The sequence below is a fragment of the Pseudoduganella sp. R-31 genome, assembly GCF_049913235.1.
In the GTDB taxonomy this organism is placed as follows: Bacteria; Pseudomonadota; Gammaproteobacteria; order Burkholderiales; family Burkholderiaceae_D; genus Rugamonas.
Genome location: NZ_CP183986.1, coordinates 837,480 through 862,781, shown reverse-complemented (window position 1 = coordinate 862,781; position 25,302 = coordinate 837,480). Strand labels below are relative to the sequence as shown.

General features: G+C 63.6%; 18 protein-coding genes. 7 read left to right on the top strand and 11 right to left on the bottom strand.

Going from position 1 to position 25,302, the window contains the following annotated elements:
- Positions 1 to 20: 20 nt before the first annotated feature.
- Entirely contained in the window at positions 21 to 1,970 is a 1,950-nt protein-coding gene (locus ACN9MY_RS03905; protein ID WP_426336850.1) for an aminotransferase class V-fold PLP-dependent enzyme, read from the bottom strand.
- Positions 1,971 to 2,070: 100 nt separating this feature from the next.
- Between ACN9MY_RS03905 and ACN9MY_RS03900 the strand changes: the two genes are divergently transcribed.
- Together ACN9MY_RS03900 and ACN9MY_RS03895 are read left to right on the top strand one after the other, a co-directional pair.
- Entirely contained in the window at positions 2,071 to 2,556 is a 486-nt protein-coding gene (locus ACN9MY_RS03900; protein ID WP_426320630.1) for an Lrp/AsnC family transcriptional regulator, read from the top strand.
- Positions 2,557 to 2,587: 31 nt separating this feature from the next.
- Complete coding sequence (locus tag ACN9MY_RS03895) at positions 2,588 to 3,778, top strand: HPP family protein (RefSeq protein WP_426336849.1); 1,191 nt, start codon at positions 2,588 to 2,590, stop codon at positions 3,776 to 3,778.
- On the opposite strand, the gene ACN9MY_RS03890 is transcribed toward ACN9MY_RS03895, so the two are convergent.
- Positions 3,720 to 4,349 carry a TIGR02281 family clan AA aspartic protease gene (locus ACN9MY_RS03890; RefSeq protein WP_426167671.1) on the bottom strand — a complete coding sequence of 210 codons (630 nt, stop codon included), beginning with the start codon at positions 4,347 to 4,349 and terminating at the stop codon, positions 3,720 to 3,722. The genes ACN9MY_RS03895 and ACN9MY_RS03890 overlap by 59 nt on opposite strands.
- 93 nt (positions 4,350 to 4,442) lie before the next feature.
- Here ACN9MY_RS03890 and ACN9MY_RS03885 point away from each other — a divergent pair, with 93 nt between their 5' ends.
- Positions 4,443 to 6,665 (top strand): DUF1631 family protein, encoded by a 2,223-nt coding sequence (locus ACN9MY_RS03885; RefSeq protein WP_426336848.1) that lies wholly within the window; start codon positions 4,443 to 4,445, stop codon positions 6,663 to 6,665.
- A 63-nt stretch (positions 6,666 to 6,728) separates the two neighbouring features.
- Here ACN9MY_RS03885 and ACN9MY_RS03880 read toward each other — a convergent pair whose 3' ends face one another.
- Complete coding sequence (locus tag ACN9MY_RS03880; protein ID WP_426167667.1) at positions 6,729 to 7,130, bottom strand: hypothetical protein; 402 nt, start codon at positions 7,128 to 7,130, stop codon at positions 6,729 to 6,731.
- 161 nt (positions 7,131 to 7,291) lie between these two features.
- Here ACN9MY_RS03880 and ACN9MY_RS03875 point away from each other — a divergent pair, with 161 nt between their 5' ends.
- Positions 7,292 to 9,109: a DUF885 domain-containing protein gene (locus tag ACN9MY_RS03875; RefSeq protein ID WP_426167665.1), complete on the top strand. Its 1,818-nt coding sequence runs from the start codon at positions 7,292 to 7,294 to the stop codon at positions 9,107 to 9,109.
- 121 nt (positions 9,110 to 9,230) lie between these two features.
- On the opposite strand, the gene ACN9MY_RS03870 is transcribed toward ACN9MY_RS03875, so the two are convergent.
- Complete coding sequence (locus ACN9MY_RS03870) at positions 9,231 to 9,674, bottom strand: acyl-CoA thioesterase (protein ID WP_426167663.1); 444 nt, start codon at positions 9,672 to 9,674, stop codon at positions 9,231 to 9,233.
- A 147-nt stretch (positions 9,675 to 9,821) separates the two neighbouring features.
- On the opposite strand from ACN9MY_RS03870, the gene ACN9MY_RS03865 reads away from it, so the two are divergent.
- Positions 9,822 to 11,243: an ATP-binding protein gene (locus ACN9MY_RS03865; RefSeq protein ID WP_426167661.1), complete on the top strand. Its 1,422-nt coding sequence runs from the start codon at positions 9,822 to 9,824 to the stop codon at positions 11,241 to 11,243.
- On the opposite strand, the gene ACN9MY_RS03860 is transcribed toward ACN9MY_RS03865, so the two are convergent.
- The 5 genes from ACN9MY_RS03860 to ACN9MY_RS03840 form a co-directional block, all read right to left on the bottom strand.
- A complete protein-coding gene (locus ACN9MY_RS03860; protein ID WP_426167659.1) occupies positions 11,187 to 11,492 on the bottom strand; it encodes an Mpo1-like protein in 306 nt (101 codons plus the stop codon). The genes ACN9MY_RS03865 and ACN9MY_RS03860 overlap by 57 nt on opposite strands.
- Complete coding sequence (locus ACN9MY_RS03855) at positions 11,467 to 12,102, bottom strand: ArsR family transcriptional regulator (RefSeq protein ID WP_426320620.1); 636 nt, start codon at positions 12,100 to 12,102, stop codon at positions 11,467 to 11,469. Before ACN9MY_RS03855 ends, ACN9MY_RS03860 begins: the two co-directional genes overlap by 26 nt.
- Positions 12,103 to 12,151: 49 nt before the next feature.
- Positions 12,152 to 13,249: a LacI family DNA-binding transcriptional regulator gene (locus ACN9MY_RS03850; protein ID WP_426320618.1), complete on the bottom strand. Its 1,098-nt coding sequence runs from the start codon at positions 13,247 to 13,249 to the stop codon at positions 12,152 to 12,154.
- A gap of 53 nt (positions 13,250 to 13,302) precedes the next feature.
- The gene (locus ACN9MY_RS03845; protein ID WP_426320616.1) at positions 13,303 to 16,332 is read right to left on the bottom strand and encodes a TonB-dependent receptor; all 3,030 of its coding nucleotides are present in this window, start codon (positions 16,330 to 16,332) and stop codon (positions 13,303 to 13,305) included.
- A gap of 90 nt (positions 16,333 to 16,422) precedes the next feature.
- Positions 16,423 to 18,528, bottom strand: coding sequence for an alpha-glucuronidase family glycosyl hydrolase (locus tag ACN9MY_RS03840; protein ID WP_426336847.1), 2,106 nt, complete (start codon positions 18,526 to 18,528; stop codon positions 16,423 to 16,425).
- A gap of 85 nt (positions 18,529 to 18,613) precedes the next feature.
- Here ACN9MY_RS03840 and ACN9MY_RS03835 point away from each other — a divergent pair, with 85 nt between their 5' ends.
- Positions 18,614 to 19,735, top strand: coding sequence for an endo-1,4-beta-xylanase (locus ACN9MY_RS03835; RefSeq protein WP_426320612.1), 1,122 nt, complete (start codon positions 18,614 to 18,616; stop codon positions 19,733 to 19,735).
- Here ACN9MY_RS03835 and ACN9MY_RS03830 read toward each other — a convergent pair.
- Together ACN9MY_RS03830 and ACN9MY_RS03825 are read right to left on the bottom strand one after the other, a co-directional pair.
- Positions 19,732 to 22,605: a glycosyl hydrolase 115 family protein gene (locus ACN9MY_RS03830; RefSeq protein WP_426320610.1), complete on the bottom strand. Its 2,874-nt coding sequence runs from the start codon at positions 22,603 to 22,605 to the stop codon at positions 19,732 to 19,734. The two genes, ACN9MY_RS03835 and ACN9MY_RS03830, sit on opposite strands and share 4 nt — an antisense overlap.
- On the bottom strand, positions 22,602 to 23,861 hold the full coding sequence (locus ACN9MY_RS03825) for an SGNH/GDSL hydrolase family protein (RefSeq protein WP_426320608.1): 1,260 nt from the start codon (positions 23,859 to 23,861) through the stop codon (positions 22,602 to 22,604). The genes ACN9MY_RS03830 and ACN9MY_RS03825 overlap by 4 nt, the downstream gene beginning before the upstream one ends.
- A 51-nt stretch (positions 23,862 to 23,912) precedes the next feature.
- Here ACN9MY_RS03825 and ACN9MY_RS03820 point away from each other — a divergent pair, with 51 nt between their 5' ends.
- Positions 23,913 to 25,301: an enolase C-terminal domain-like protein gene (locus ACN9MY_RS03820; protein ID WP_426167643.1), complete on the top strand. Its 1,389-nt coding sequence runs from the start codon at positions 23,913 to 23,915 to the stop codon at positions 25,299 to 25,301.
- Position 25,302: the final 1 nt, after the last annotated feature.

Here is a 25,302-nt window from a genome sequence, read left to right as displayed (position 1 = left end):
CAGGATACAAGCTCACAAAATCATGCAGCCAGCGCCAACTCGGGCGCGGCGAGCGCGACGCCGCCGGCCAGGCTGTAGGCATTCCGGTAGCCAAGGCGGCGCAGGCATTGCGCTGCCTTGGCGCTGCGGTTCCCGCTGCGACAGAAGAACACCAACGGCGGCTGGTCGACGGCCGCCAGCCAGCCCGGCACGAAGGCCGCCAGACGGCTCAGCGGCACGCTTTCCGCTGCGCGCCCGCCGGGAATGCAGGCGGCTTGTTCGTAGGTTTCGCGCACGTCCACCAGCACGGCTTGGGGTTGCGCTTCCAGCAGGCGCGCCAGGGCGATGCTGTCCAGGTTCAGTTCCGTGCTCGCCTTGCTGGCCTGAGCCTCGGCGCGCAAGCTGGTGCAGCAGGCGTTCACTTCTTCGCGGCCGGCGCATACCAACGCATCGGCGGGCACCTTGCCGGCAAGTTCGGACAACGCCGCCAGGCCGGTGAAGGCGTAGTCGACTTTGTCGCCGCTGCACAGCAGGTAAGCCGAGCGCGTTGAATCCAGCGCCACTCGGCGCACCGCGTGTGCGCCGAAAGCGAAGCTGTCGGTTTCGCCGCCGTCGCGCGTGCTGAGACGCGCCGCGAGCTTGTAGCCGTGGCTGTGCAGCAGGCTGTCAATACGTTCGCCCAGTTCGGCCTGGTGGTCGATCACGATGCATTGGCGCGACGGCTCGTCCAGCAGCAGCCAGGTGTGATTGCCCGCCAGGCTCAGTTGCAGCACGCCTTCCGGCACGACGGCGCCGGACACCGGCGTATCCATCAGGCCTGCGTCGCGCAGCGCCATGCCGCAGCGTTCGATGCGGGCGCAGGCTTCGTTGATGATCTCTTCGCTGGCGAGCGGACCGAAGGACATGCGCACCGCGCTGCTGCTGCGCCAGGCCGGCAGGCCCATTGCATCGAGCACATAACTTGGTGCAGCCTTGGCGGCGGAGCAGGCGCTGCCGGCGCTGACGCGCACATTGGCGGCGTCGAATACATCGAGCAGCTCCTTGCTCGACAAACCGGGCACGGAGAAATTCAGGGTAGTCGGCAGCGCCTTGTCGAGCGGTGCGTTGAACACGATGCCGGGGAAAGCTGCGCGCAGGCTGGCGGCCAGTTTATCGCGGAAGCCGTGCAGCTCCGACGGCGAACGGAAGGTGCCGCCTTCTTCCAGCGCAGCCAGCACGGCGCCCAGCGCCGCAATGCCCGCCATGTTTTCGGTGCCGGAGCGCAGCCCGGCTTCCTGGCCGCCGCCCATGACCAGCGGCGTGTATGGCGCGCCTTCGCGCACATACAGCATGCCGATGCCTTTCGGCGCGTACAGCTTGTGGCCGGAGAACGGGGCGTAGTCGATGCGCGTGTTGCCCAGGTCCAGCGGCAGCTTGCCCAGGCCTTGCACGCAGTCGACCATCCACAGCGCCTTGCTGGCTGCCAGCGTGGCGCCAATGCCAACCAGGTCGGACACCACGCCGGTTTCGTTATTGGCGGCCATGGTGCAGACGAAGGCCGCTTGCGGCGCCAAGGCACGCAGCGCGGCCAGGTCGTGGCGGCCGTCGCCGTCCACCGGCAGCTTTTTCAGTTCGAGACCCAGGCCCAGCAAGCGATTCCAGTGCGCCAGCGCTTCCGGCACGGCCTTGTGTTCGGTGGCGCCATACACCAGCAGGGCGCCGATCGCTTCTCCGCGCTCACGGCGTTCACGCAAGGCGCACAGCGCTGACAGCACCGCGGTCTGGATGCCTTCCGTGGCGCCGCTGTTGAACATGATGTGGCCGTTGCCCACGCCCAGCAGGCGTTTGGCGCGCTGGCGCACGGCGTCCATCATGGCCTTGGCCTTGAGGCCGGTTGCGTGGGTGCTGCTGGGATTCCCGAAGCAGTCGCGCATGGCTTGCACCGCCGCATCAATGGCGGCCGGCAGCACGCAGGTGGTGGCATTCCCGTCGAGGTAGATTTCTTTGCTCATACTCAATAGTTTACGAACCAGTCGTGAATCAGGCATTCCAAAATTACCTCAAACAAGCCTTAATGTAGAATAAGCATTCCAAATAACCATATAAATAAAAATGAATGATCTTGACCGCTTCGATTACGCGATCCTGGGGGCGCTGCAGGTCGATGGCACGCTGTCCGTGGCCGAGCTGGCGGAAAAGGTTGGCCTTTCGACCACGCCATGCTGGAAGCGCCTGAAACGCCTGGAGGAGGAAGGCTATATCGACCGCCGCGTGGCGATCATCAATCGCCGCAAGGCGGGCTTGCCGGTGACCGTCTTTGTCAGCGTGCGCACCAGCCAGCACGACGAGAAGTGGCTGGCAAAGTTTGCCGCCGCCGTGGTGGCGCTGCCGGAAGTGCAGGAATTCCATCGCATGAGCGGCGACATCGATTACCTGCTGAAAGTCGTGACCACCGATATCGATGGATATGACCGTTTCTACAAGAAACTGATCAAGGCCGCGCAACTGACCGGCGTTTCGTCCGCGTTCTCGATGGAGCAGATCAAGTTCACCACCAGCCTGCCGCTTGACCTTGTGTCGCACGGGGCCGGTGGCTGAGAGTCACGGCCAACCGTGGGATAATGGCCGGATGCTGAATTCCGTGCTTCTTTCCCTGCTTCCCGCCCGCAGCAATACCAGCCAGCGCCAGCGCCTGCGCGCCAGTGTCGGCGCCCTGCTTGGCCTTTTGATAACCAGCTTCGCCGCCCACTACCTGCTGGGCGATAACGCGATGTGGCTGGTGGCCCCGGTTGGCGCTTCTTCCGTGCTGCTGTTCTGCCTTCCCGCCAGCCCGATGGCGCAGCCATGGGCCGTCATTGGCGGCAATGTGGTGTCCGGCTTGATGGGCGTGGCCTGCGTGCAGTTCTTCGGCCCCGGCCCGTTGGCGGCGGCACTGGCGACGCCGCTGGCGATTGCCGCCATGTACGCGCTGCGCTGCCTGCACCCGCCCGGCGGCGCCACGGCGCTGATGATGGTGATCGGCGGGCCGGCCGTGCATGCCATGGGCTATCGCCTGCCTTTGGGACCGGTGCTGGTGGACTGCGTGCTGGTCGTGCTGGCGGCAATCGTCTACAACAATCTGACCGGGCGCCGCTATCCCCACAGCCAGCAGCTGGCACACCCGAACCCGCACGCAACCAAAGACGAGGTGCCGACGGTGCGCTTCGGCTTCCAGCCGGAAGACCTGGACGCGGTGCTGCGCCAGTACAACCAGGAACTGGATATCAGCCGCGACGACCTGGAAGAACTGTTCCTGAAGACCGAGATGCGCGCCTACCAGCGCCGCTTCGGCATCATCACCTGCGGCGACATCATGTCGAAGGACGTGGTGACGGCGGAATTCGCCACCCCGCTGGCCGATGCCTGGCGCGAAATGCGCCGGCACCGTATTGCAGCCGTGCCGGTCCTGAACCGCGTGCGGCGCGTGATCGGCATCGTCACCACCAGCGACTTCATGGCACACGGCGGACTGGACGACTACCACGGCATGCGCCGCCAGTTGCTGGATTTCCTCCGTCCGTCAGGCACCACGCATTCGGAGAAGCCGGAGGTGGTCGGCCAGATCATGGTGAAGCACCCGCGCACGGCCAGCATCGACACGCCCATCACGGAACTGGTGCCGCTGATGGCCGATTCCGGCTTCCACCACATTCCCGTACTTGATCACGAAGACCGCTTTGCCGGCATCGTGACGCAATCGGACGTGGTGGCGGCGCTGTATGCTAGAAACGCTTTGTCAGCGTCAGAAGGCCAGACTCCGTCTTCATGTCAAGCCGCTTGAGCACCGAATTTCCGAGCAGGATGACGCCCAGGCCGGCTTCGTTGATGGAGCCTTCCACGTTGGCGAATTCGAACTCGCCCACCTTCACCTTGTCCAGTTTCACAATCCACACCGGCGCCGTGCCGGCTGCCGTCTGAGTAAAGGCCCGGCGGCCCTTGTTCTTGTAGTCGATGCCCATCTTGCCCGCCAGCGCGGCCGGAATCGACACCAGCGTGGCGCCGGTATCGAGCATCATTTTCACCGGGAAGCCATTGATTTCGCCAGCCACCGCGTAATGGCCATTCATATCGGGCGACAGCACCATCGAATTGCCGCCACCATCGGATTTGGACGCGGCGAACTCGCCCAGGCGGATGACATAGCGTTTTCCGCCATCTTCAATGGTTGCCTCGCCCGACGTGACGCCAACCAGTCTGCTACCATCAGGCAGCGTGGCACCGACCGGGAAAGTGCGTGGTGCGCCCCCGTTGACCGATAACAGGGCCCTCTCTTTCATGGTGCCCACCAGGCTTACATCGGCCTGGGCCGACACTGCGGTTAACATCAAGGCAGCAACTAGCGCGATACGCATTGCAGGAAACTCCGGTCAAAATTGCATTTTGACACATTTTCGACCGTTAAATTGTTGACTGTTGGGCGCAACATTTCGATAGAATCTAGGCATATGCAAACGTTGAAAAGGGTGCTTGCACTCGCCCTAGAAGAAGCGCAAACAGGCTTTGCGACAATGTGCAAACGGATGACCGAGCAGGCGGACGCAGTATTGGGCGAAGCCCTGCGTACGGCGCCGCCGGCGGACCAGCGTCTTGCCGGGGCGTGCCGCCTCTTCCTGCGTGAGCAGGGTGCTGCCATGCGTGCGCGCATGGAGCGCTCTTACGCAGGCTTGCTGGCGCGCGCCATGCAGACCATGCACACCGACCTGCGCACCGGGCTGCACGACTTCCGCGCCGATACCCTGACCCTGATCGATGACGAAGTGGTAACGCGTCAGATCGAAGTCGAGCGCCTGCTGCTGAAGCTGCGCGACGCGGACGAACTGAGCCTGGGCCACCTGAACCTGATCATCGCCCAGATGCACGGCGACAGCGAAGTGCGCGAGCGTGAAAACCCGTTCCGCCCTTACCTGCTGGCGCGCTCCCTGTACGACGCCCTGAGCGCCATGGTGGCAGACGAGGCGCAAAGCAAACTGCTGTTCGATACCTTGTCGCACGCCATGACGGCGGAGCTGGGTGAGTTCTACAACCGCCTGCGCGAAGTATTCGAATCGCGCGGCATCCGTTCGCGCCTGGTGGCACGTCCCTCGGCCCTGAGCCGGCTGGAGCAGGACCGCCTGGCATGGCAACGCGCCGCAACCGGGCAGGCCGACGCCGACGTCGCCATGCGCCAGCGCGTGGCGCGCCTGGGGGCGGTACGGAAGGAAATCCAGCAAGACTCGCCGCCCAGCATCCTGCACGGGCAAGCCGATGTGCCATCCAAGCCGGAACTGCAGGAGCTGGTCTTCAGCATGTTCAATCCCTCGGGCATCCGGCGCAGTGCGCCGCAGGCGCAGAACACGCTGCGCGTGCAGCTTGATACCGCCTTGCGCCAGCTCCAGCGCGAACATGCCGGCAGCGGCCCGCAACCGCCGCTGGCCCTGCTCGACCGCATGGCAAACCTGCCGCACAGTTCGGAACGCATCGTGGTGGAACTGGTCGGCCTGCTGTTCGAGTTCATCCTGAATGACGAGCAGCTTCCCAAAGGCATCCGCGAACAACTGAGCCGCCTGCACGCGCCCTTCCTGCGCGCGGCACTGAAAGACCTGGCGGTGCTGCAAGGCGCCCACCTGCCGGCGCGCCATCTGCTGGACCGCATCGGCAGCGCCGCGGTGGGCATCGGTGCCGATTCGACGCTGGTCGTGCCGCTGCAGGGCGAAGTGGAACGGCTGGTCAACCAGGTCTTGCAGCAATACGAGCACGACGCTTCCGTGTTCGCCGATGCGGCCCTGGAACTGGATAGCTTCCTGGCCGCCCTGCTGCGCGAATGCGACCCGGTGGTGCGCCGCTCGATGCCGGCCTTCGAACGGGCGGTGAAAGTGGCGCCTTTCGTGGCGGCCCTGGCGGACAACTTGCGCGGCCATCTCGAATCGGTCAATGTCGACCGCCGCATGATGGATTTCATCACCGGCACCTGGGCGCAGGTGATGGTACACACTTATGGCAAGCAGCCCGATTACGGCAAGCTGCTGCCGGAACTGGTGTGGAGCGCGCAGGAAAAAATCCTGCCGGAGGAACGCTCGGTGCTGATGAAAATGCTGCCGTCGCTGGGCCGCGAGTTGAGGGCCGGCCTGGCAACGATCGGCATGAGCGAAGCCGATGCGCAGGCGGCACTGGACCAGCTGGTGTCGCTGCACATGGATGTGCTGTCCAACAATATGCCAATGCCGACCACGCCGCGCATGAACGTGGCAGGCTTGCGCGAACGCTTCGCCGCCATTGACGCGGGACAGCCGGCGCTGGCCGCCACCACGCATGCCGATGCCTTGCCGGCACAGCCGCAGTTCAGCGCCGAGTTTGCGCTGCATGGCGTCCTGGCCACCGTGCAGCCCGACCCGGCACTGGCCCCGGTATCGAGCTACGAGGACGAATGGCTGCAATGGGCGCAAGCCAGCAACGGCTTCGAACTGCTGTCTGGCGGCAGTTACGTGCCGCTGCGCCTGGGTGCCGTGGCGGCGCGCAATGCAGGCTTCCTGTTCACGGCGCCGGACCACACCACGCCACTGGTGTACTCGCGCGCAGCCCTGCTGGCAGCCATGCGCGACGGCAGCCTGCGGCCGGTGGAATACTCGCCGCTGTTCGAGCGGGCAGTGGAATCGCTGATGACCGGCGCGGAGTCGCTGGACGCTACTTAAGGCCCGGGACTCGGCCCGCCGCGGCTCCCGGCCGGCCTGGCTGCCGGCGGATGCCGCCTGTTTTCACAGCGACGAGTCCTCGAATTGCCACAGGTACCAGCAGCCATCCTGCTGGCGGAAGCGGTAGAAATAAACCAGCGAATCCGAGTCGGGCCGGAACACGTTCAACTCCATGCCGCCCGGCGTTGCGAGCTGCCTGGTCGACAGGTGATCGGTCCTGATCATGTCTGCCAGCAGGGCCGATGCCGCAAACTGCTCACGCGCTACCAGCGTTTTCTTTTCTTCCGCCGTCGCCAGCGATTCAAGCGGGAACACCGTGCGCTCGGCGGCGAACTGGCGATCGCTCATGTAGCGCGGCAGGAAGCTGTCGAACTTTTCCGCTACGCAGCCACGCTGCGCGGTTGGCGCCGTTGCGCATCCAGCCATCGCCGCCACTGGAATCATCATTGCCAGGATTTTTTTCATAGGGCCCGTGCCGCGGTTGATCATCAGGTGCGCTCTGGAGGGGAACGATGTGCGGATACGACATGCGGCTCCCTCGTTCCAGTTTAGCGATCTTGCAACATTGTAGCAGCGGGCTTGCTCGGCTATGCTTATCGCTCCTTCATTTACCCGGATCAAGAAAAATGAAACATCGTATTACCCTCGGCGCGTTGGCGGCCGCCGTTTTGCTGGCGTATGCCCCGGTCCACGCCAATGCTGCCGCGGCCAAACCTGCGGCGCTGGAAAAAGCTCCGGCCAAGAGCAATGAGGCGGCAAAGAAGCAGTTCTGGGCATTGGCCGACGAGTATTACGATGCCATCGCCAAGTTCGATCCGGTAGGCGCGACGCAGAATGGCGACAACCGCTTCGACGACCAGCTGGGCACCGCCATCTGGCCCGCCTCGCGCAGCAAGCAGTTCGACCTGTACCGCACTTTCACCAAGCGCCTGCAGGCCATCCCGCGCGCGCAGCTCAATCGCGGCGACCGCATCAGCTACGACGTGATGGCCTTCGAGCTGAAGACTTACCTGGCGTACGAGCCTTTCCCTGAACACCTGCTGCCGATCAGCCATATGGACAGCATGCCGGTCACGCTGGCCAACTTCTCGAGCGGCGACGCATCGCAGCCACTGACCACGGTCAAGGAATACGAAGCTTACCTGAGCCGCCTGAACCAGCTTCCAGCCTGGATCGACCAGGCCATCGCCAACATGAAGGAAGGCATGGCCAAGGGCATCACCCAGCCGAAAGCCATCATGATTGCCGCGCTGCCGCAGTTCCAAAAACTGGTCAGCGAAACGCCTGAAAAGAACATCTACTTCACGCCGGTCACCAAATTCCCGGCCAGCTTCAGCGACGCCGACAAGCAGCGCCTGGCCGCCGCTTTCCGCGCCACCGTGGCCGACAAGCTGAATCCAGCCTTGGCCAAGCTGTCCGCCTTCGTGGAGCAAGAATATATCCCGGCCTGCCGCACCAGCACCGGCTGGAATGCCCTGCCGAACGGCGACGCCTGGTACAAGGTACGCATCGCCGATGCCACCACCACCAGCAAGAGCGCCGAAGAAATCCACCAGACCGGCCTGCGCGAAGTAGCGCGCATCCAGGCCGAATACGCCAAGCTGGGCCCGAAACTCGGCTACAACGGCCCGGCCGCCGGCCTGCCGACCTGGGTGTCGCAGCAGCCGAAGTTCTTCCCGTTCAAAACGGAAGACGAAGTGCAAGCCGTGTACCACAAGCTGAACGACCTGCTGGACACCAAGCTGCCCGCCATGTTCACCCTGATCCCCAAGGCCAAGCTGGACCTGCGCCTGGAGCCTGAACTGAGCCGCGATACCGCATCCGACCACTACACCGCGCCAGCGCTGGATGGCTCGCGTCCAGGCGTGTTCTGGTCCGTGGTCACCGACCCGACCAAATACGGCAGCACCGGCATGAACACCTTGTTCCTGCACGAAGGCAAACCTGGCCACCACTTCCACATCGCCCTGATGCAGGAACTGGACATGCCGAAGTTCCGCAAATTCGGCGGCAATACCGCCTTCACCGAAGGCTGGGCGCTGTACGCGGAAACCCTGGGCAAGGAAATGGGCCTGTACGAAGATCCTGCCCAATACTTCGGCCACCTGAACGACGAAATGCTGCGCGCAGTGCGCCTGGTGGTCGACACCGGCATGCATGCCAAAGGCTGGACCCGCGAGCAGTCGATCCGATACATGACCGAAACCCTGGGCGACGAAAGTGTCGCGCGCAACCAGACCGAACGCTACATGGTATGGCCGGCGCAGGCACTGGCGTACAAGACCGGCGCCCTGAAGATCCAGGAGCTGCGCGCCAAGGCCGAGAAGGCCCTGGGCAGCAAATTCACGCTGGCCAAGTTCCACGCCATCGTGCTGGGCGACGGCACCGTGCCGCTGGCCCTGCTGGAGTCCAAAGTCGACGCCTGGATCGCCGCATCGCGCTAACAGATGGGCCCGTGTCCCACCGTGGGGTCACACCCGAAGTGAGACACGACCTCAAGCGCGCAATGGCCGTGCCCGTGTCCCGTTTCGGGTGTGACCCCATGGTGGGACACGGGCTGGGCAGTTATTTCTTGAGGGCGTAGCGCTTGATGCGCTTGAGCACCAGCTCGGGCAGCGGCGAAATCTGTTTCGCGTGGTTGGCAAACACGATCTGCTGCCGGCCCACCGATACCGGGCTTCCATCGGCATAAAAGCGGAATTCAAGCCAGAACGAGCATTTCCTGACGTCGTAGGTATTTACCTCGCACGACACTTCCTGGAATGGGAAGGTCTCTTGCAGGTAATCATTCTGGGCATGCTTGGTAATAAATACCCCCTCCGCCTGCAGCATGTCGCGGGAAATACATTCATAAAACCACTTCTCCCGGCAAATGCCTTGCCATTCGAAATACCGCGCAAAGTAGGTATTGCCGTAGGCATTGGAATCCTTGAGGAAAATCGAAAGCTTGTGGTGGAAGGTCATTTCGGCTGCGGCAGGAGCGTCGGGGGCTGGGACGTGGACGTACATAGGACTATTTCTCCATAAAAGTAAAACGGCTTAATGCCAGCCCTTACTTTTTCCGATTGGCGCGCCGAACTATTGATATTCCTCAATACTTGTCTAATTTCTTGACAATAAGCTGTTAACAATCCCTTTTTAAGCTGAGGAAACTCAATGTATGCGCTAATTCCGGCATTGGTCTCAGCCCTATTTATCTGCTATGGGCTGTACGTATTGCGCTCGCGCGGCCCAAACCGGGTCGGCATGACCTTTTTTTCCGTATGCGCCACCACTTTCTTCTGGCAGGCGAGCTGGGCGCTGCTGTTCCTGACGCATAACGACACCACCGCCATGGTGTTGGCGCGCCTGGGCTACCTGCCCATCCTGTTCCTGCCGACCACGTTGTACCACTTCATCATCGAACTGACCGGCAGCAAGGACGAGCGTCCCGGCCTCTACCTCAGCTACCTGTTTGCCGGTGGCCTGGGCCTGCTGCTGCCAACCACGGACTGGATGCTGTCCGGGCTGCAGCATTATTTCTACGGCGCCTATCCCAAGGCCGGCTGGCTGCACCCGCTGCACCTGGCGCAGACCGTGATTGTGATCGGGCGCGCCTTGTGGCTGCTGTACCACCGCCAGCAGCGCGCGGTATCAACCGAGCGCACGCGCCTGCGCTATGTGCTGGTCAGCATTCTCATCTACTTCGGCGCGGCCAGCGATTACCTATGCAACTACGGGGTCGAAATGTATCCGCCGGGCGTGCTGTTCATCATGGCCTCCCTGGGCCTGATCGCCCAAGCCATGGTGCGCCATAACCTGCTGGCCGACCCGATGGCCGCTGCCGCCACCATCGCCCATGAAATGCGCACCCCGCTGGCCAGCATTCGCAGCCAGACCCGCATCCTGGCGCGCAACCTGCCCGAGCTGATCGCTGGCTACCGGCCGGAACACCAGGGCGCACTCGGCACGCGCCAGCTGGAACACCTGGGCGAGATTGCGCGCAGCATCGACGCCGAAGTGTCGCGCTCGAACTTCATCGTGGACATGTTGCTGGCCTCTGCGCGCGATGGCATCATGCGCAGCGAGAGCTTCGCCGTGCATTCCATCAGCGTCTGCGTGGATGAAGCGATGGCTTGCTATCCTTTCTCCGGAAGCGAACGCGCGCAGGTGCGCGTCACCATCCGCAACGAGTACAGCTTTCACGGTTCGGACGTACTGCTGATGTTCGTGCTGTATAACTTGCTGAAGAACGCGCTGCAGGCGGTGAAGGCCGGTGGCAGCGGTGCAGTGGATGTCGAGTGCTATTCCCGCGGCAACCATAACTGGCTGGTGGTAAGCGACAACGGCCATGGCATTGCGCCCGACGTGCTGCCGCACGTCTTTGAGCCGTTCTATACCACACACCGCAATGGCGGCGGCACCGGCATGGGCCTGGCCTTCTGCAAGCGCGTGGTGTCGGCCTTCGGCGGCGAGATTGGCTGCGAATCGGAGGCGGGGCGCTATACCCGCGTGGCCATCAGCCTGCCGCGCACGGCGCCCTCACCATGCAACCCGGCCCGTAAGCATATCGCGGAACATTACCCAGTCGCCCATTAGGCTGAACAACGGATACCTGAACGTGGCCGGCCGGTTGTGTTCAAAGAAGAAGTGGCCGACCCAGGCGAAACCGTAGCCCACCACGGGCAGCAGCCATAGCAGCGCCAGCTCGCCGCTGACGATGGCCATCGCCACCAGCAGCAGGACAATGGTGGAGCCGGCGAAATGCAGGCGGCGGCAGGTGCTGTTGGAGTGCTCCTTCAGGTAGAAAGGGTAGAACTCCTTAAATGTCCGGTAACGCGTCTCCATGCTCTTCCTCCGGGTGGACTTCCTTGATGATGTTATCGAGGTCGGTATCGTCGCCCAGCACGAAGACCTTGCGGTCTCCCAGCATCTTGAGGATGAATGGCTGTTCCTCGCGCAAGCGGCGCTGGAAGTCGTCGACGGAATACAGGTTGGGGTTGATCTTGCGGCGCAGCAGGCGCTCGGCCACCGGCAAGCGGCTCAACAGCTCGCCATACGTGGTGTTTTCGCCGATCAGCAGCAGCTCGACCGGCGCGGTGGAGTCTTCCGCTTCCTTGACGGTGGTGCCGTAGACGAACGCCACGCTGAGCTGCTTGCGCATTGGCGCCAGCGCCGAGTTCAGCACGCTGACCAGGCCGAAAGTCTTCTTGACCAGGCTGGCCAGCTCCGGATAGACCAGATTTTCCTTGTTGGGGCGAAACCGGCGCACATTGCCAATGCGTTCGGAAACGATCAGCCCCGATTCGTGCAGGCGCTTGAGCTCGCGCTGTGCGGAAGCGCTGCCCAGCCCTGTCAGGCGCATGATTTCATTGAGGTGGAATCCCTCATTCACGCGCACGAACAATAAGCCCAGCAGCTTTTGCTGGGCCGGGGTAAACAGGGCCGAAGCGATCATGAGCCAAATATTAGCATGACCAAATAATGGGGACGTACCCCATTTTTCATCAGGCTTTGGCGACGCTCCTGGCCGGCGGGCGCATGCGCGGCGCGGCATCGGACTGGCGGCGCACCAGGGTCGAATCCATGACCAGGTGTTCCGGCTGCTGCGGGTCGCCTTCGCGCTGGGCGCGGATCTGGTGCACCAGGAATTTGACGGCGGTTTCCGCCATGTCGGCAATCGGCTGGCGCACGGTGGTCAGCTCGGGCCAGATGGTGGTGGCGAGCGCGGTGTCGTCGAAGCCGGCTACCGTCAGGTCGCCCGGCACGTCCAGTCCCATGCGGTGGGCAATCGCCACCGTGGCGGCGGCCATGTCGTCGTTGCTGGCGAAAACTGCCGTCGGGCGATGCTCAAGTGCCAGCAGCTGCTCGGCCGCGTCGAGGCCGGAACGGTAGGTGAACATCCCTTGCACCGTCAATTCTTTCGGCATCGCCAGTCCCTTGTCGGACATGGCAGCCTTGAAGCCTGCCAGGCGGCGTGCGCTGGCGGTCTGGTTCGGATGGCCGATGACGAAGCCGATGCGCTGGTGGCCCAGCGCAATCAGGTGGTTGGTCATGGTGTAGGCGGCCTGGTAGTCGTCGATGCTGACGGCGCTGACGCGCTTGTCGGGCTGGCCGCAGGCAACCGTTACTGCCGGCACATGGGCCTTTGCCACCAGGTCGATCAAGCCTGGCACATCGCACAGCGGCGGCGGCAGGATGATGCCGTCGACGCCGTTATCCAGCAGGCGCTGGGTCTTGTCTTTCCACTGCTCCCCTTCGCACTTCTCCACCACCAGTTGCACGTTATTCAGCGACGCCTGGTTCAGCAAGCCGACCAGGAATTCGGTCAGGTAGCCAGCCGAGGGGTTCGAATAGAGGAAGCCGATGCGTACAGGCCGTACCCCGGCCAGGCGGCGCGCCGCCTGGTTGGGTACGTAATTCAGTGCCGCTACTGCTTCGTCCACCTTCTTGCGCGTGGTGCTGCGTACGTTCGGGTCGCCGTTCATCACGCGCGACACCGTCATCGGCGAGACGCCGGCCAGCTTGGCCACGTCGGACATGGTCGGCGCCCCGCTGCGCGGCGCCGTGGATCCTGGCTTCGGCTTTACCTTCTTGCTCGACATCTGCTTAAAAGACCCTTTGTGGTTGGACAACAAAGGGACTCTACCACAGGCGATCAGAACTTTGCACGCAGCCCCAGGCTGAAAGTCCGCCCTGGCTTGTACCTGGTAAAGGCTGCGCTCTCGTACTGGAAGTAGGTACGCTGCGCCGAATCACTGAGGTTGGTGATGTCGAAGGTCAGCGTTGGCCAGTTGTCGCGGTCGAAGACCTTGGCCAGGTCCACGCTGGAGGACATGTCCAGCTGCTTGTAGTCGTTCACGAACAGCGCGGCATTGGTGATGCCGTTCTGGTTGGCGCCCGATACCTGGCTGCCTTCCGTCCAGTTGTGCGAGAAGCGGATGCTGTAGCCGGACTGCTCGTAGTAGGCGGTGAAGCTGTTGGTCAGGCGCGGCACGCCCAGCGCCACGAAGCCGTTGGTGCCTTCGCCGCTGGCTTTCTGCCTGGTGTAGGTCATGGTCTCGGAGAAGCCGAAGCCGCGCACCGGCAGCAGCTTGTCCAGCGGTTGCACCCAGCCCAGTTCCACGCCCTGGATCTTCAGCTCGCCTGAAGCGTTCTTCTGGCGGGTCAGGACCACGGTGGCCGCGTCGGGACCGCCGCGCGCATTGATGGCTGCCTGCTGCACCGGGGTCAGCGCGTCCCAGGTCACGCCGTAGGCTGCCAGGTCGCGGAACGGGGTAGTGACGTTTTCGCTGACGGTGAAGCCGTTGATCTTCTTCTGGAACAGGGTCAGGCTGACATAGCCTTCGCGGCCGGTGTACCACTCCAGGCCGACGTCGATGTTATCCGACAGGTAGGGGCTGAGCGAGGCGTTGCCGACGCTGCCGATATCGGCCGACGGATTGGAGACGTTGATGCCCGGACGCAGCGCGTTCGGATCGGCACGGGTCATCGAGCGCGATGCGGAGGCGCGCAGCAGCAGGTCCTTGCGCAGGCTGAGGGCGGCGCTGGCCGATGGCAGCGTGTTGCTGTAGCTGGTGTCGAGGTAGTAGAAGCTGTCGATGTTGGGATACTTGCTGCCGTTCAGCGTGAGCGTTGCGTTGCGCGGATCGGGAATCGAATTGAAGGCGCCCACGGTCTGGTCGGTCTTCACGCGGCGCACGCCGGCGTTGTAGCGCAGCTGCATGCCTGCCAGGTCCGCTTCGCCATTGACCTCGGTGTAGAAGCCCTTGGTCTTTTCCTTGATGTAGCCGGCGGAGGCGCTGGTGTTGGAGGAACCGGTTTCCGGCGCGGTCGCCACGAACTGGTCGTAGTGCGAGTCCTGGCGGAACTTGTTCCAGTCCAGCGTGACGAAGCCGGGGCCAGGCTGCAGGTAGCTTTGCAGCGCGGTCGCCGGAATCAGGGAGCCGTTGTACACCAGGGTGTCAGTGCGGCCGGCAGTGTAGCCGGTGCCGAAACCTGGATACAGCGCAGCCGCGCTGGCGCCCGGGGTGCTGGCGCCGTTGCACGACGGTGCGCCGTTCGGGCCAAGCAGGAACACGCTCGGATTGTTGCCGCAAACAGCTGCCTGCCACGCGCCGGAATTGTCCTTGGCGGTAATGCGGCGCGAAATGTCGTCCAGTGCGAAGCCGGCCTTGACGTTGAAGGACTTTTCGCCCCAGGTCACATTGGCGCGCGCGCCCTTGGTTTCGGTGTTGCGCTTTTCCTGCTGCAGGTTCACGCGGCCGCCGCTCCACTGGAAGTTGGCCGGGTTGTTCAGGTCAATGTTCGAGCTGATGGTGGGGACGTCGCCCGAAGTATTGTCGAAGGCGACGGTATTACCGGTGCCCAGCGCGGTGATCGGCATCACGGTCGGCGAATCGCGCAGGAAGGTGGAGCGGGTGATGTTGGCTTGCGCATCCATCTTCCACTTGTCGTTGATCTTCCATTCCATGCCCGGGTTGGCGCCCCACAAGGTCACGTCTTCGGTATAAGGACGGAATTCGAGGAAGTGCTGGGCATTGGCGAAGGTGCCGCTGGTGACCACGCAGCCATTGGTGCAATCGTCGCGGTCGACCTTCATGTTCAGCGGGATCATGGCGCCGTTGCGGCCGACCCAGTTCATGTCGATACGCTGCAGGGTGTTCTTCTTCTTCCCGCCCAGGGTGTCGAGGTAGAACTGCAGGTTTTCGGTCGGGCGGTATTCCAGGCTGCCGACGATGGAGACCTTGTCCTTCTTGCCGCTTTCGACCATCTGGCGTCCCAGGCGCGGGATGATGGCGTTGTCGATCTGGGTGATGTTCAGGCCCGGATTATTCGCCAGCAGGAAGACCTGGTCGATGGTGGCGCCGGTGGTGAGTCCGTTGCCCGCGCCGGCCGGCACGGTCGATGGGATGGTCCAGTTGCCGCCGCCGGTGTTGTTGCGTGTAGGCGAGCTGCTTTGCGCGGCGCTCAGGTTGGCATTGGTCCAGCCGATGGTTTCAAAACCCTCGGTGCGGACCTTGTTGGTACCCCAGGCGATGCCGCCCAGGATACCGAAGGTATTGCCCCAGGTGTTGCTGGCCAGGACGGAACCGCGGTTGCCGACTTTCTTGGCGACCGAGTTTTCGGTAGCAGTCACGTTGGCTGCAATGTAGCGGCCCTTGTTGTCGAATGGTCGGGCGCTGCGCATGTCGACCACGCCGGCTGCGCCGCCTTCCAGCAGGCCGGCGGTCGGGCTCTTGTTGACGGTCAGCTTGCGGAACAGGTCCGTCGGCAGCATGTCGAGGTCAACCTCGCGGTTGGTGTTCTGGTTGTCGGTGCGGCCGGTCGATGCCACCGCCACCGGGGCGCCGTTCAGCAAGACCTTGGTGAAGCTGGTGCCGAGGCCGCGAATCTGGATATTCAGGCCTTCGCCGCTGATCTCGCGGCTGACCTGGATGCCTGGGATGCGGTTCAGCGATTCGGCGATGTTCGTATCCGGGAATTTGCCCAGGTCTTCCGCAAACACGGAATCCTGGAAGCCGATCGCATCACGCTTGTCGCGCGCCGAAGTTTCCAGGCTGCCGCGGTAACCGGTCACCTGCACCACGTTGCTGGCGGGGGTGACTGTTTCCTGCGCATAGGCCTGGGCAATCATGCCGGCCATGACGGTGAGTCCCAGCAGGGTCTCTCTGCATATTACTTGCATCTGTCTTCTCCAAATTATAGTTATTACTACCATTTGGTAACATAAATTGTTACCGCTACCAACACAAACAAAAAAAAGTATCGTTCTGTATCAGCCATGTCCCGGCGCGAACGGGAAGTGCAGCGATTTGTAGTACTCCAGGCTATGCGGCGGCGCCTGCACGCCAGCGGGCAGCGGCAGCTTCGATACGGACTGGAAGTAGGCGATGCTGGCGTCGCGCCACCATTGCGCCTCCTGGCGTTGCACGGCCAGCCGCTGTGCCACTTCCTGGTGGCGACGGGCGTCGATCAACGGCTTGAGGCGCTGCCAGCGCTGCTGCATTTCCGCCACAGCGGCGACGCCGCTGTCGTAATGCGCCAACAACTCGGCCCACAGCGTGCGGCCGGACGGCATCGCGTAATCCCACGGCAGGTGGTGGAACCACAACAGGTATTCAGGCGGCGTGTTGCGCGGGTCCGACCAGCGCTGCGCCAGCGCCGGCGCATACTGGGCCAGGGCGTTGCTGCCGGTCGCCGTGCGGTCGAAGCCGATGCCCTTGCTGTGGGCACGGTGGTAATAGGCCGGGTTCCATTCGGGGCGCGCCAGGTCCGACACCCACGGCGCGGGGCCGTAGTGGTGTCCGGTACCCATCAGGTGTGTCAGGCCGAGGGGCGTCATGTAGTCCACCACGGCTTCACGCGACATCATCATCAGGCCGGCGATGTCCGGCGCGGCCTTCGCAGAGAAAGTACGGCCGGCCCATTCCAGCGCAATATCGCGCGCCCTGGCCTGCGGGTTCCAGGCAAGGCGGCCAAAGGCGTACCAGTTGGCCTGGTCGAAGTGCGAACCGCTCCAGGTGCGGCTGCTGCCGATATTGGCGACGCCTGCCATGCCGGCGACCGCAGGCGCCGCATTGCGCAGTGTTTCTTCGTACAGCGTGCCGAGGTAGGCCAGGTGGGTGGCGAAACCGAGGTACTCCTTGGTGACCTGGAACTCCATCATCAGCGGCGTTTTCGGCATCGCGCCGAACAGGGGATGCACCGGTTCGCGCGGCTGGAAATCCAGCGGGCCATTCTTCACTTGCACCACCACGTTCGGCGCGAACTTGCCGTCCAGCGGTGCGAAATCGCTGTAGGCCTGTTTGGCGCGGTCGTCAGGCTGTTCCGAGGCGTAAACAAAGGCGCGCCACATGACGATGCCCTTGTGCGGGGCCAGTGCGGCGGCCAGCATATTGGCGCCTTCAGCGTGCGTGCGGTGGTAATCCTGCGGGCCGGGCTGGCCTTCCGAGTTGGCCTTGACGAGGAAGCCGCCGAAGTCGGGAATGACGCGGTAGATCTCGTCGGCTTTGTCACGCCACCACTGCGCGACTTGCGGATCGAGCGGGTCGGCGGTGCGGGTTTGCTTCAGCTCCAGGGGCGTCGACCAGCGCACCGAGAGATAGACGCGAAGGCCGTAGGGACGCAGAACGTCAGCAAGGGCGGCAGCTTTCGCGATCCAGGGTGCAGTCAGGATCTCCGGCTTGGAGTTGACGTTGTTCAGCACCGTGCCATTGATGCCCAGAGAAGCATTGGCGCGCGCATAGTCGATGTAACGCTGGTCGCGGATATCCGGCAGCTCCCACCAGTTCCAGATCGATTCACCTGAGTATCCGCGCTCCACGGTGCGATCCAGGTTGTCCCAGTGGTTCAAGACGCGCCGCGCCAGCTTCGGCGCGTTGCGTTCATCCAGCGCATCGAGTCGTTTGCCTAGTTGCGCGGCCTGCAGCCAGGCGAAGGCACCGTACAGCAGGCCGATATCCTTGTTGGCTGCGATCAGCGTGTACCTGCGCCCATTCGGCTCGCACATCGAGCGCAGCAGATATCCTTCGTCGCCCAGTCCTTCCAGCGCGCCGGCCACGGCAGCCTGGCCACCGCTTGCTGCAAGTTGCGTGCGGGTTGCCAGCACGATAGCGCCGCTGGCCGGCTGGGCGCCCGCCGAAAGCACGGCAAGTGATGGCTCCTTGCCAGCCATGGCGCGCAAGCCACGCTGCAATTCCTGCACGGCCGCCTGCACCGTCGGCGATCCAGGCGTTGCCAACGCAATCTGCTTTGGCAACGCTACGCCGGCAAGCGTCCGATAGCGCAGCCAAAGCTCATATCCGTCTTCCTGCTCCGCCTGCGCTGCCGTAAGCGGCAGCAGCAGGGCCAGCGCCAGCACGACGCGCTGCCAAATAACCATCCTTCATCTCCCAGTCTTTTTTCTTATGTTTGCGCAACCATTTCATGGTAGCTTATCTCAAAATTCAAACCAACAGGAGACTTTCATGAATAAAAATCGACGCCAGGTGATGCAATGGCTTGCCGCCGCGACGACGGCGGCTTCCCTTCCCGCACTCGCCATCGGGGCAGAAACCCCTTTGAAATCAATCGCCGCAGCGAAAGGCATGCGGTTTGGGAACGCCCTCGGATACGGTCATCGCAAGCCCGCTTATCTCGAACTGATGGCGCGTGAATGCGACACTATCGTTGCCGAGAACGAAACGAAATGGCAGGCCGTGCAGCCCAGGCCCGGCCAATTCGACTTTGCCCGCGCCGATGCGATGTTCGAATGGGCTCGCGCCAAAGGCATGAACTTGCGCGGCCATACGCTGGTGTGGCAACCGTCCAAATGGCTGCCGGACTGGGTCAACCAGCACGATTTCGGCGCTGCACCCGCGCGCGAAGCCGAACGCCTGCTGCAAGCCCACATTGACGCCGTTACCCGTCACTTCGGCGACGGCATCTATAGCTGGGACGTCGTGAACGAGGCGGTCGATCCCGATACCGGCAGCATGCGCAGCAATGTGTTCACGGAACGGCTTGGCGCCATCGAGCAGGTGGATTTGTGCTTCCGCCTCGCACGCGAGCAGCTGCCGTCGGCGCAGCTTGTGTACAACGACTACATGCGCTGGGATGAAGGCAGCACAAAGCATCGCGCCGGCGTGCTGAAAATGCTGCAGGCGCTGAAGAAGCGCGGCACGCCGGTGCAAGCGCTCGGCATCCAGGGCCACATCGGCTCCTGGGACGATTCCCGCAATGCCTCGCACGACCTGGTTGAATGGCGGCGCTTCCTCGACGAAGTAACGGGCATGGGACTGGATCTGCTGGTCACGGAGTTCGACGTCAACGACCGCAAGCTGCCGGGCGATATCGCAGCGCGCGACGCGGGCGTGGCGGCACTGGCGCGCGACTTCCTTGACGCGACGTTCAGCTATCCACAGTGCCGCGATTTCCTACTATGGGGGATGTCGGACGATATCAGCTGGCTGCAAACCTGGCACGAGGCGCCGCGCACCGACAACTTGCCAATGCGGCCGTGTCCTTACGACGCGCAGCTTCGCGCCAAGCCATTGCGCGAGGCGATTGCAGGGGCGCTGCGAGCGATGCCGCAGCGCTCCGCCGCTTAGAGCCGGGGACTTTCCTGCGGGCCGAGATAGCTTGGCTTCAGCCCGCCGGCATCCAGCACCAGTTTCTGCAGCACTACGCCAGGCGAGATCGCCCAGAATTTGATGGTGTGGGCTCCCGCGCTGCGCACGGCATGGGTGGTGCGGAAGGTCACCGCACCATCGCTCACCGAGCGCTCCCACACAGCCAGCGATGCATCGGCGTGCATGTTGACGATTTGCGGCGCTTCGTTGTCGATCGACACCGCGAACTTCAAACCTCCACCGGGCTGGAACTTCTGGGTCGGCGCCAGCGTGGTATGCAGGGTGAACCTGCCCGGCTTGGCAAGCGCGACGTCATACTCAAGGCGCATCGCTTGCGGCCCAGCCAGGCCGCCTGTCGCGTGGACCGGCAATGCGGTCATGGCCGACAAGGTGCGGCCATGATCCGGAACCAGAAGCCAGGAGCGTCCCGCCGGCGTCACCTGCCGCGTAAAGTGGGCCGCCTCGATCGATACCACACCGCCAGTCTCCACGAACCGGCCGCCCTGCCCGGCTACGGCCGTTTCGACCGCTACCTCGCGCTGCCGGATCGGAACACGGACCATGGCCCGCGAGCCGTCGTCGCCGCTGATGGTCAGCGTCGCTTCGCGCGCATCACGCGGCACGTCGGCCCATCGGACGTCGACGCTGATCCGCTCCTGCACTGCCACACTGCCTTCGGTGCGCGACAGGACGAGCCAGGGCTGGTCAGCAATAATGGTGAAAGACAGCGGCAGCGATCCCCGATTGAAGACTTCAACATGGCGCGCCCGCTTTTCGTATGCGTCCAGCGCCGGCAAGGCGAGCGCTTCTGCTCCCGGGCCAGGCCACACGGCCGCGTGCCCTTCAACGGCTACGCCGAGCGCGCCGGCAGCCGGCAACTGCACTTCGCTCACGGCCGGCATTACGTTCAGCGGCGGCTGGTTCCAGTAGGTGTAGCCAAGCCTGGTCTGCGACATCATGTGGTTCCATTTCCCACCGCGCAGCGCATGGTATTGCTCCGACAGCGCAGCATCCTGGCGGAACAGCTCGCGTGCACGCTCGGCCAGTACATTGGCAGCGGCCCTGCCCTGGCGGGCATACAAGCGGTTCATCCCAGCCGTTGCGTACAGCTCATTGACCACGGCGCCGGCTTTCACCGGATACAGCACCAGTTCGAAGAAAGCATCGCGCTTCGCCTCCGGCAGCTGGCCATTGATGCGCTCTGCCTTCTCGGCCAGCGCGCGATATTCCCCCACCACGCGCTCCGACTCGTTGTAGTTCACCAGGCTGTAGGTCTCCGGTTCCAGTTGCTCTGGCTTGCGTCGACCGTTGTACTTGGTGTACTTCGCGACGATGTCCGCGATCTCCACGGCATGCTCCGGGCCGAATTCGCGCGCCGCCCACTGCTGCAAGTACTCCTGCAGGCGCGATGCCGGCCATGCATCCGGCTTCCACGCATAGCTCAGGAAGAACTCGATCGGCACCTCCATCGGCTTGAGGTCGCCGACATTCACGATCCACAGCTTGCGGGCGTCGTATTCCCACGCCAGGTGCATCTGCTCCCAGATCTTCGGGATCGGCGTCACGTTCAGCCACTTGTACGAGCGCGGGCCGCCGACGTAATCGAAGTGGTAGTACACGCCCGCACCGCCTGGGCGCTTGCGCTCTTCCGCTGTCGGCAGGCGGCGGATATTGGCCCAGTTGTCGTCGCACCACAGCAGGATTACGTCATCTGGCACGCGCATGCCCTTCTCGTAATAGTCCTGCACCTCCTTGTACAGCGCCCATACCTGCGGCGCGGCAGGAAGCTTCGACAGCATCTTGCGCTGGTCGCCGACAATGCGCTGCAGCAGCGCGACGTTGGATTCTTCCGACATCGGCTCATCACCGTCGCCGCGCATGCCAAGGGTGACGATCTTCTCGTAGTCTTTCGCACGCACAGCGCCTTTCCACCAGAAGTCCTTCAGCACTGCCTCGTTGCGCGAATAATCCCACGGCCCCTTGCCGTAGCGCGTCCACTCCTTGTGGGCGCGCGCCATCGGTTCGTGGTGCGAAGTGCCGATCACAACGCCATATTCATCGGCCAGCTTGCCGTTCAGCGGATCGTCGTCATAAAACGCAGCGTCCCACATTGCAGGCCACAGGTAGTTGCCGCGCAAACGAAGGATCAGCTCAAATACTTTTTCGTAGAACTGGTGGTTGTAGCCGCCGTAATGCTGCTTGGCCCAACCGGTCAGCGCCGGCGCTTCGTCGTTCAGGAAGATGCCGCGGTATTGCACGGCTGGTGCATCGCTGACAGGCGCCGGCAGCGCTGCGTAAAGCGCGTTTGCGCGTTTTACGGGCACGTCGGCCCACCAATACCAAGGCGATACGCCGATCTGTTCCGACAGCTCGTAGATGCCGAAAATGGTGCCGCGCTTGTCGCTGCCGGCGATTACCAGGGCGCGCTCGACGCCAGGCATCGGCTCCGCCACCGACTGCACCAGCCAGCCCTCCCATTTACCCGCGATAGCCTTTGCATCGAGCTTGCCGGCTTTCACCAGACCGTCCACCAGATGGCTCTTGCCCAGCGTGCCGATGATGATCACGTCCTTGCCGCGCGGCGTAGAGTTCTCAAGCGCTGGCCGAACGCCGCTGACTTGTCCGATGTCCTCCTGCAGCGAGGCTGCCGCACGCAGCACGCCGGCATGGTCGCCGGCATCGACGTATAGCGTGGACGCGCGGCCAGCTTCCACGAGCACGACAGAGCCCGGAGCCGCAGCCGCACGCTCAGTCGCAATGAAAGGTTTCTGTCCGAGCGCATGGGCCGATCCGGCAACGCCGGCGACGAGCAATGCAACGGCGAGCAACAGTTCGCACAACCGCCTCATTTCGCAGCCCCGCAAGAGCGCAAGGCGTTCAGCGGCAACGCTTCCGCCATTGCGCGATAGCCGGCAATCGAAGGATGCAGGCCGTCGCCAACATCGAGCGCTTTCAGCAGGCGCTCCGGCTGCGCAGGATCGCGCAATGCCGCATCGAAGTCGGCCACCGAATCGAACACACCCGACGTGCGTATCCATTTGTTCAAGGCCTGGCGGTCTTCCTCATTATGCGGCGCAGGGCGATAGTAATCGCTGCCGGTATACGGCGTCACCGTCGCACCGATCACGCAAATGCCCTGGGCATGGGCGCGCTCCACCAGTTGGCGATGCGCCACCTTCAAAGCTTCCAGCAGGGCCGCGCGTGCGGCAGGCGTATCTTCGCCGGCGCGGTGCTGGCCGCCCAGGTCATTCACGCCAATCTGCACCAGCGCGTGCGTGACGCCGCTGCGCCCCAAGACGTCGCGCTCGAAGCGCGATGCCAGGTTGGGACCCAGGCCATCGCGCAGCAGGCGTCCACCGCCGATGCCGGCATTGACCACGCCGATGGTCATCTTTTCCCGCGCCAGCCGCGCCACCAGGAAGTCGGTCCAGCGGTCATTGCCATCGGTCGTGGTGCCATAGCCGTCCGTGATCGAATCGCCGATCGCCACCACCGCAGCAGTGCCGCGCGGCGCCTGCACCTCGATATCTGCCAGAGCGTACCAGCGCACCACCTTGCCCGCCTCCGGCCATTTCGCTTCCGCCTCATGGCGACCCGCCAGCGTAAAGCTGGTAGTGCGCGAACCGGGATGGCCGGTCTGGCGCGCAGGTTCGCCCTTGAAGTAATAGGACACTGCCAGGTCGGTCCCGGCTGCGTGCGGCAGTTCAACTGGATCGCTGTAATACTCGGCGCCGGCGGGGATCACGACCGCAGCCTGGCCGCCGAAGGTCAGGGGGCGGATTGTCGCAGCGTCAACATCGGGGGAGCCGGCCGTCACCGCACGGGCAATGCTGGCAGCTTCCAGCGCCAGCGGAGCGGTACCGAAGGCATTACTGACGCGCACCCGCAACACTTTCCCTCCGAGCGAGGCACGCACCACCTGGCGCAGGCTGCCATCGCGCCATTGCGCGGCGGGTAATTCATTGGGTCCTTCAGGCACCATCTGCGCCGTACCCCACGACGCAACCCAGCGCCATTGCGGCGTTGCCGCCCCGGCGCCGGCAGCGCCAGCCAGCAGGGCCAGCCCCGCAATCCATGCACACAACTTCTGTTGACTTGCCCGCATAAATACCTCACACTTGAGAAATGGTAGCGCTATTCATTTTAGGGTAATCAAATGGTACACGCAACAATTCAGGGCAGCGGCAGCACGCCTGCCATCGTCGAAATGCGGGTGATTCCGGTCGCCGGCCACGACAGCATGCTGCTCAACCTGTGCGGCGCGCACGCGCCTTATTTCATTCGCACCGTCGTCATTCTCAAGGATAGCGCGGGCCGCACCGGCGTTGGCGAAGTACCTGGCGGCGCCGGCATTACCAAAGCGCTGGAAAAAGCCATTCCGCTGGTGGTCGGCACCGAAACCGGCCGCTTCAACCGCACCCTGAACGCCGTGCGCGCCGCGATCTCCGGCAAAGGCAGCGGCATGCAGCACCAGGTCACCTCCGCCGCCGAAGCCGCAGTGCTCAAGCAGCCGCACGAAATCAACCTGCGCCTGGAGAATGTGGTCACCGCCATCGAAGCGGCCCTGCTCGACCTGCTGGGCCAGCACCTGGGCGTGCCGGTGTGCGAACTGCTCGGCGCCGGCCAGCAGCGCGACAGCGTGCCGATGCTGGCCTACCTGTTCTACATTGGCGACCGCCAGCGCACCGACCTGCCTTACCTGTCCGGCAGCGGCAGCACCGGCTGGTACGCTGCCCGCCACCGCGAAGCACTGACGCCGGCCGCCATCGCCGACCAGGCCGCGGCAGCGGCAGATCGCTATGGCTTCCGCGACTTCAAGCTGAAGGGCGGCGTCATGCGCGGCGCCGAGGAGATGGAAGCCATCGCCGCCATCAAGGCGCGCTTCCCCGATTCCCGTGTAACCCTCGACCCTAACGGCGCCTGGTCGCTCGGAGAAGCGATCGCCCTGTGCCGCGGCCAGGGTCACCTGCTGGCGTATGCCGAAGATCCATGCGGCCCCGAGGACGGCTATTCCGGCCGCGAGGTCATGGCCGAATTCCGCCGCGCCACCGGCATTCCAACCGCCACCAATATGGTCGCCACCGACTGGCGCCAGATGGCGCACTCGCACCTGCTGGGGGCTGTCGACATTCCTCTGGCCGATCCGCATTTCTGGACCATGCAAGGTTCGGTGCGGCTGGCCCAGCTCTGCGCCGAATGGGGCCTGACCTGGGGCTCACACTCCAACAACCACTTCGATATTTCGCTGGCCATGTTCACGCATGCGGCGGCTGCGGCGCCAGGCCGTATCACCGCCATCGACACCCACTGGATCTGGCAGGAAGGGCAGGAACGCCTGACCGTTAATCCGCCGCAAATTGTAGCTGGCGAGGTAGCGGTACCAGAGGCGCCGGGCCTGGGCATCGCGCCGGATATGGAGCGCATCGAAGCTGCGCACGAACTGTTCAAGAAGGTCGGCACCGGCGCGCGCGACGACGCGATGGCCATGCAATACCTGGTGCCAGGCTGGCAGTACTCGCCCAAGCTGCCAAGCCTGGGCCGTTAAG

Excerpts from the sequence above, each read along its gene's own strand:
- ACN9MY_RS03905 (WP_426336850.1), bottom strand. The coding sequence starts at position 1,970 with ATGAGCAAAGAAATCTACCTCGACGGGAATGCCACCACCTGCGTGCTG.
- ACN9MY_RS03900 (WP_426320630.1), top strand. The coding sequence starts at position 2,071 with ATGAATGATCTTGACCGCTTCGATTACGCGATCCTGGGGGCGCTGCAG.
- ACN9MY_RS03895 (WP_426336849.1), top strand. The coding sequence starts at position 2,588 with ATGCTGAATTCCGTGCTTCTTTCCCTGCTTCCCGCCCGCAGCAATACC.
- ACN9MY_RS03890 (WP_426167671.1), bottom strand. The coding sequence starts at position 4,349 with ATGCGTATCGCGCTAGTTGCTGCCTTGATGTTAACCGCAGTGTCGGCC.
- ACN9MY_RS03885 (WP_426336848.1), top strand. The coding sequence starts at position 4,443 with ATGCAAACGTTGAAAAGGGTGCTTGCACTCGCCCTAGAAGAAGCGCAA.
- ACN9MY_RS03880 (WP_426167667.1), bottom strand. The coding sequence starts at position 7,130 with ATGAAAAAAATCCTGGCAATGATGATTCCAGTGGCGGCGATGGCTGGA.
- ACN9MY_RS03875 (WP_426167665.1), top strand. The coding sequence starts at position 7,292 with ATGAAACATCGTATTACCCTCGGCGCGTTGGCGGCCGCCGTTTTGCTG.
- ACN9MY_RS03870 (WP_426167663.1), bottom strand. The coding sequence starts at position 9,674 with ATGTACGTCCACGTCCCAGCCCCCGACGCTCCTGCCGCAGCCGAAATG.
- ACN9MY_RS03865 (WP_426167661.1), top strand. The coding sequence starts at position 9,822 with ATGTATGCGCTAATTCCGGCATTGGTCTCAGCCCTATTTATCTGCTAT.
- ACN9MY_RS03860 (WP_426167659.1), bottom strand. The coding sequence starts at position 11,492 with ATGGAGACGCGTTACCGGACATTTAAGGAGTTCTACCCTTTCTACCTG.
- ACN9MY_RS03855 (WP_426320620.1), bottom strand. The coding sequence starts at position 12,102 with ATGATCGCTTCGGCCCTGTTTACCCCGGCCCAGCAAAAGCTGCTGGGC.
- ACN9MY_RS03850 (WP_426320618.1), bottom strand. The coding sequence starts at position 13,249 with ATGTCGAGCAAGAAGGTAAAGCCGAAGCCAGGATCCACGGCGCCGCGC.
- ACN9MY_RS03845 (WP_426320616.1), bottom strand. The coding sequence starts at position 16,332 with ATGCAAGTAATATGCAGAGAGACCCTGCTGGGACTCACCGTCATGGCC.
- ACN9MY_RS03840 (WP_426336847.1), bottom strand. The coding sequence starts at position 18,528 with ATGGTTATTTGGCAGCGCGTCGTGCTGGCGCTGGCCCTGCTGCTGCCG.
- ACN9MY_RS03835 (WP_426320612.1), top strand. The coding sequence starts at position 18,614 with ATGAATAAAAATCGACGCCAGGTGATGCAATGGCTTGCCGCCGCGACG.
- ACN9MY_RS03830 (WP_426320610.1), bottom strand. The coding sequence starts at position 22,605 with ATGAGGCGGTTGTGCGAACTGTTGCTCGCCGTTGCATTGCTCGTCGCC.
- ACN9MY_RS03825 (WP_426320608.1), bottom strand. The coding sequence starts at position 23,861 with ATGCGGGCAAGTCAACAGAAGTTGTGTGCATGGATTGCGGGGCTGGCC.
- ACN9MY_RS03820 (WP_426167643.1), top strand. The coding sequence starts at position 23,913 with ATGGTACACGCAACAATTCAGGGCAGCGGCAGCACGCCTGCCATCGTC.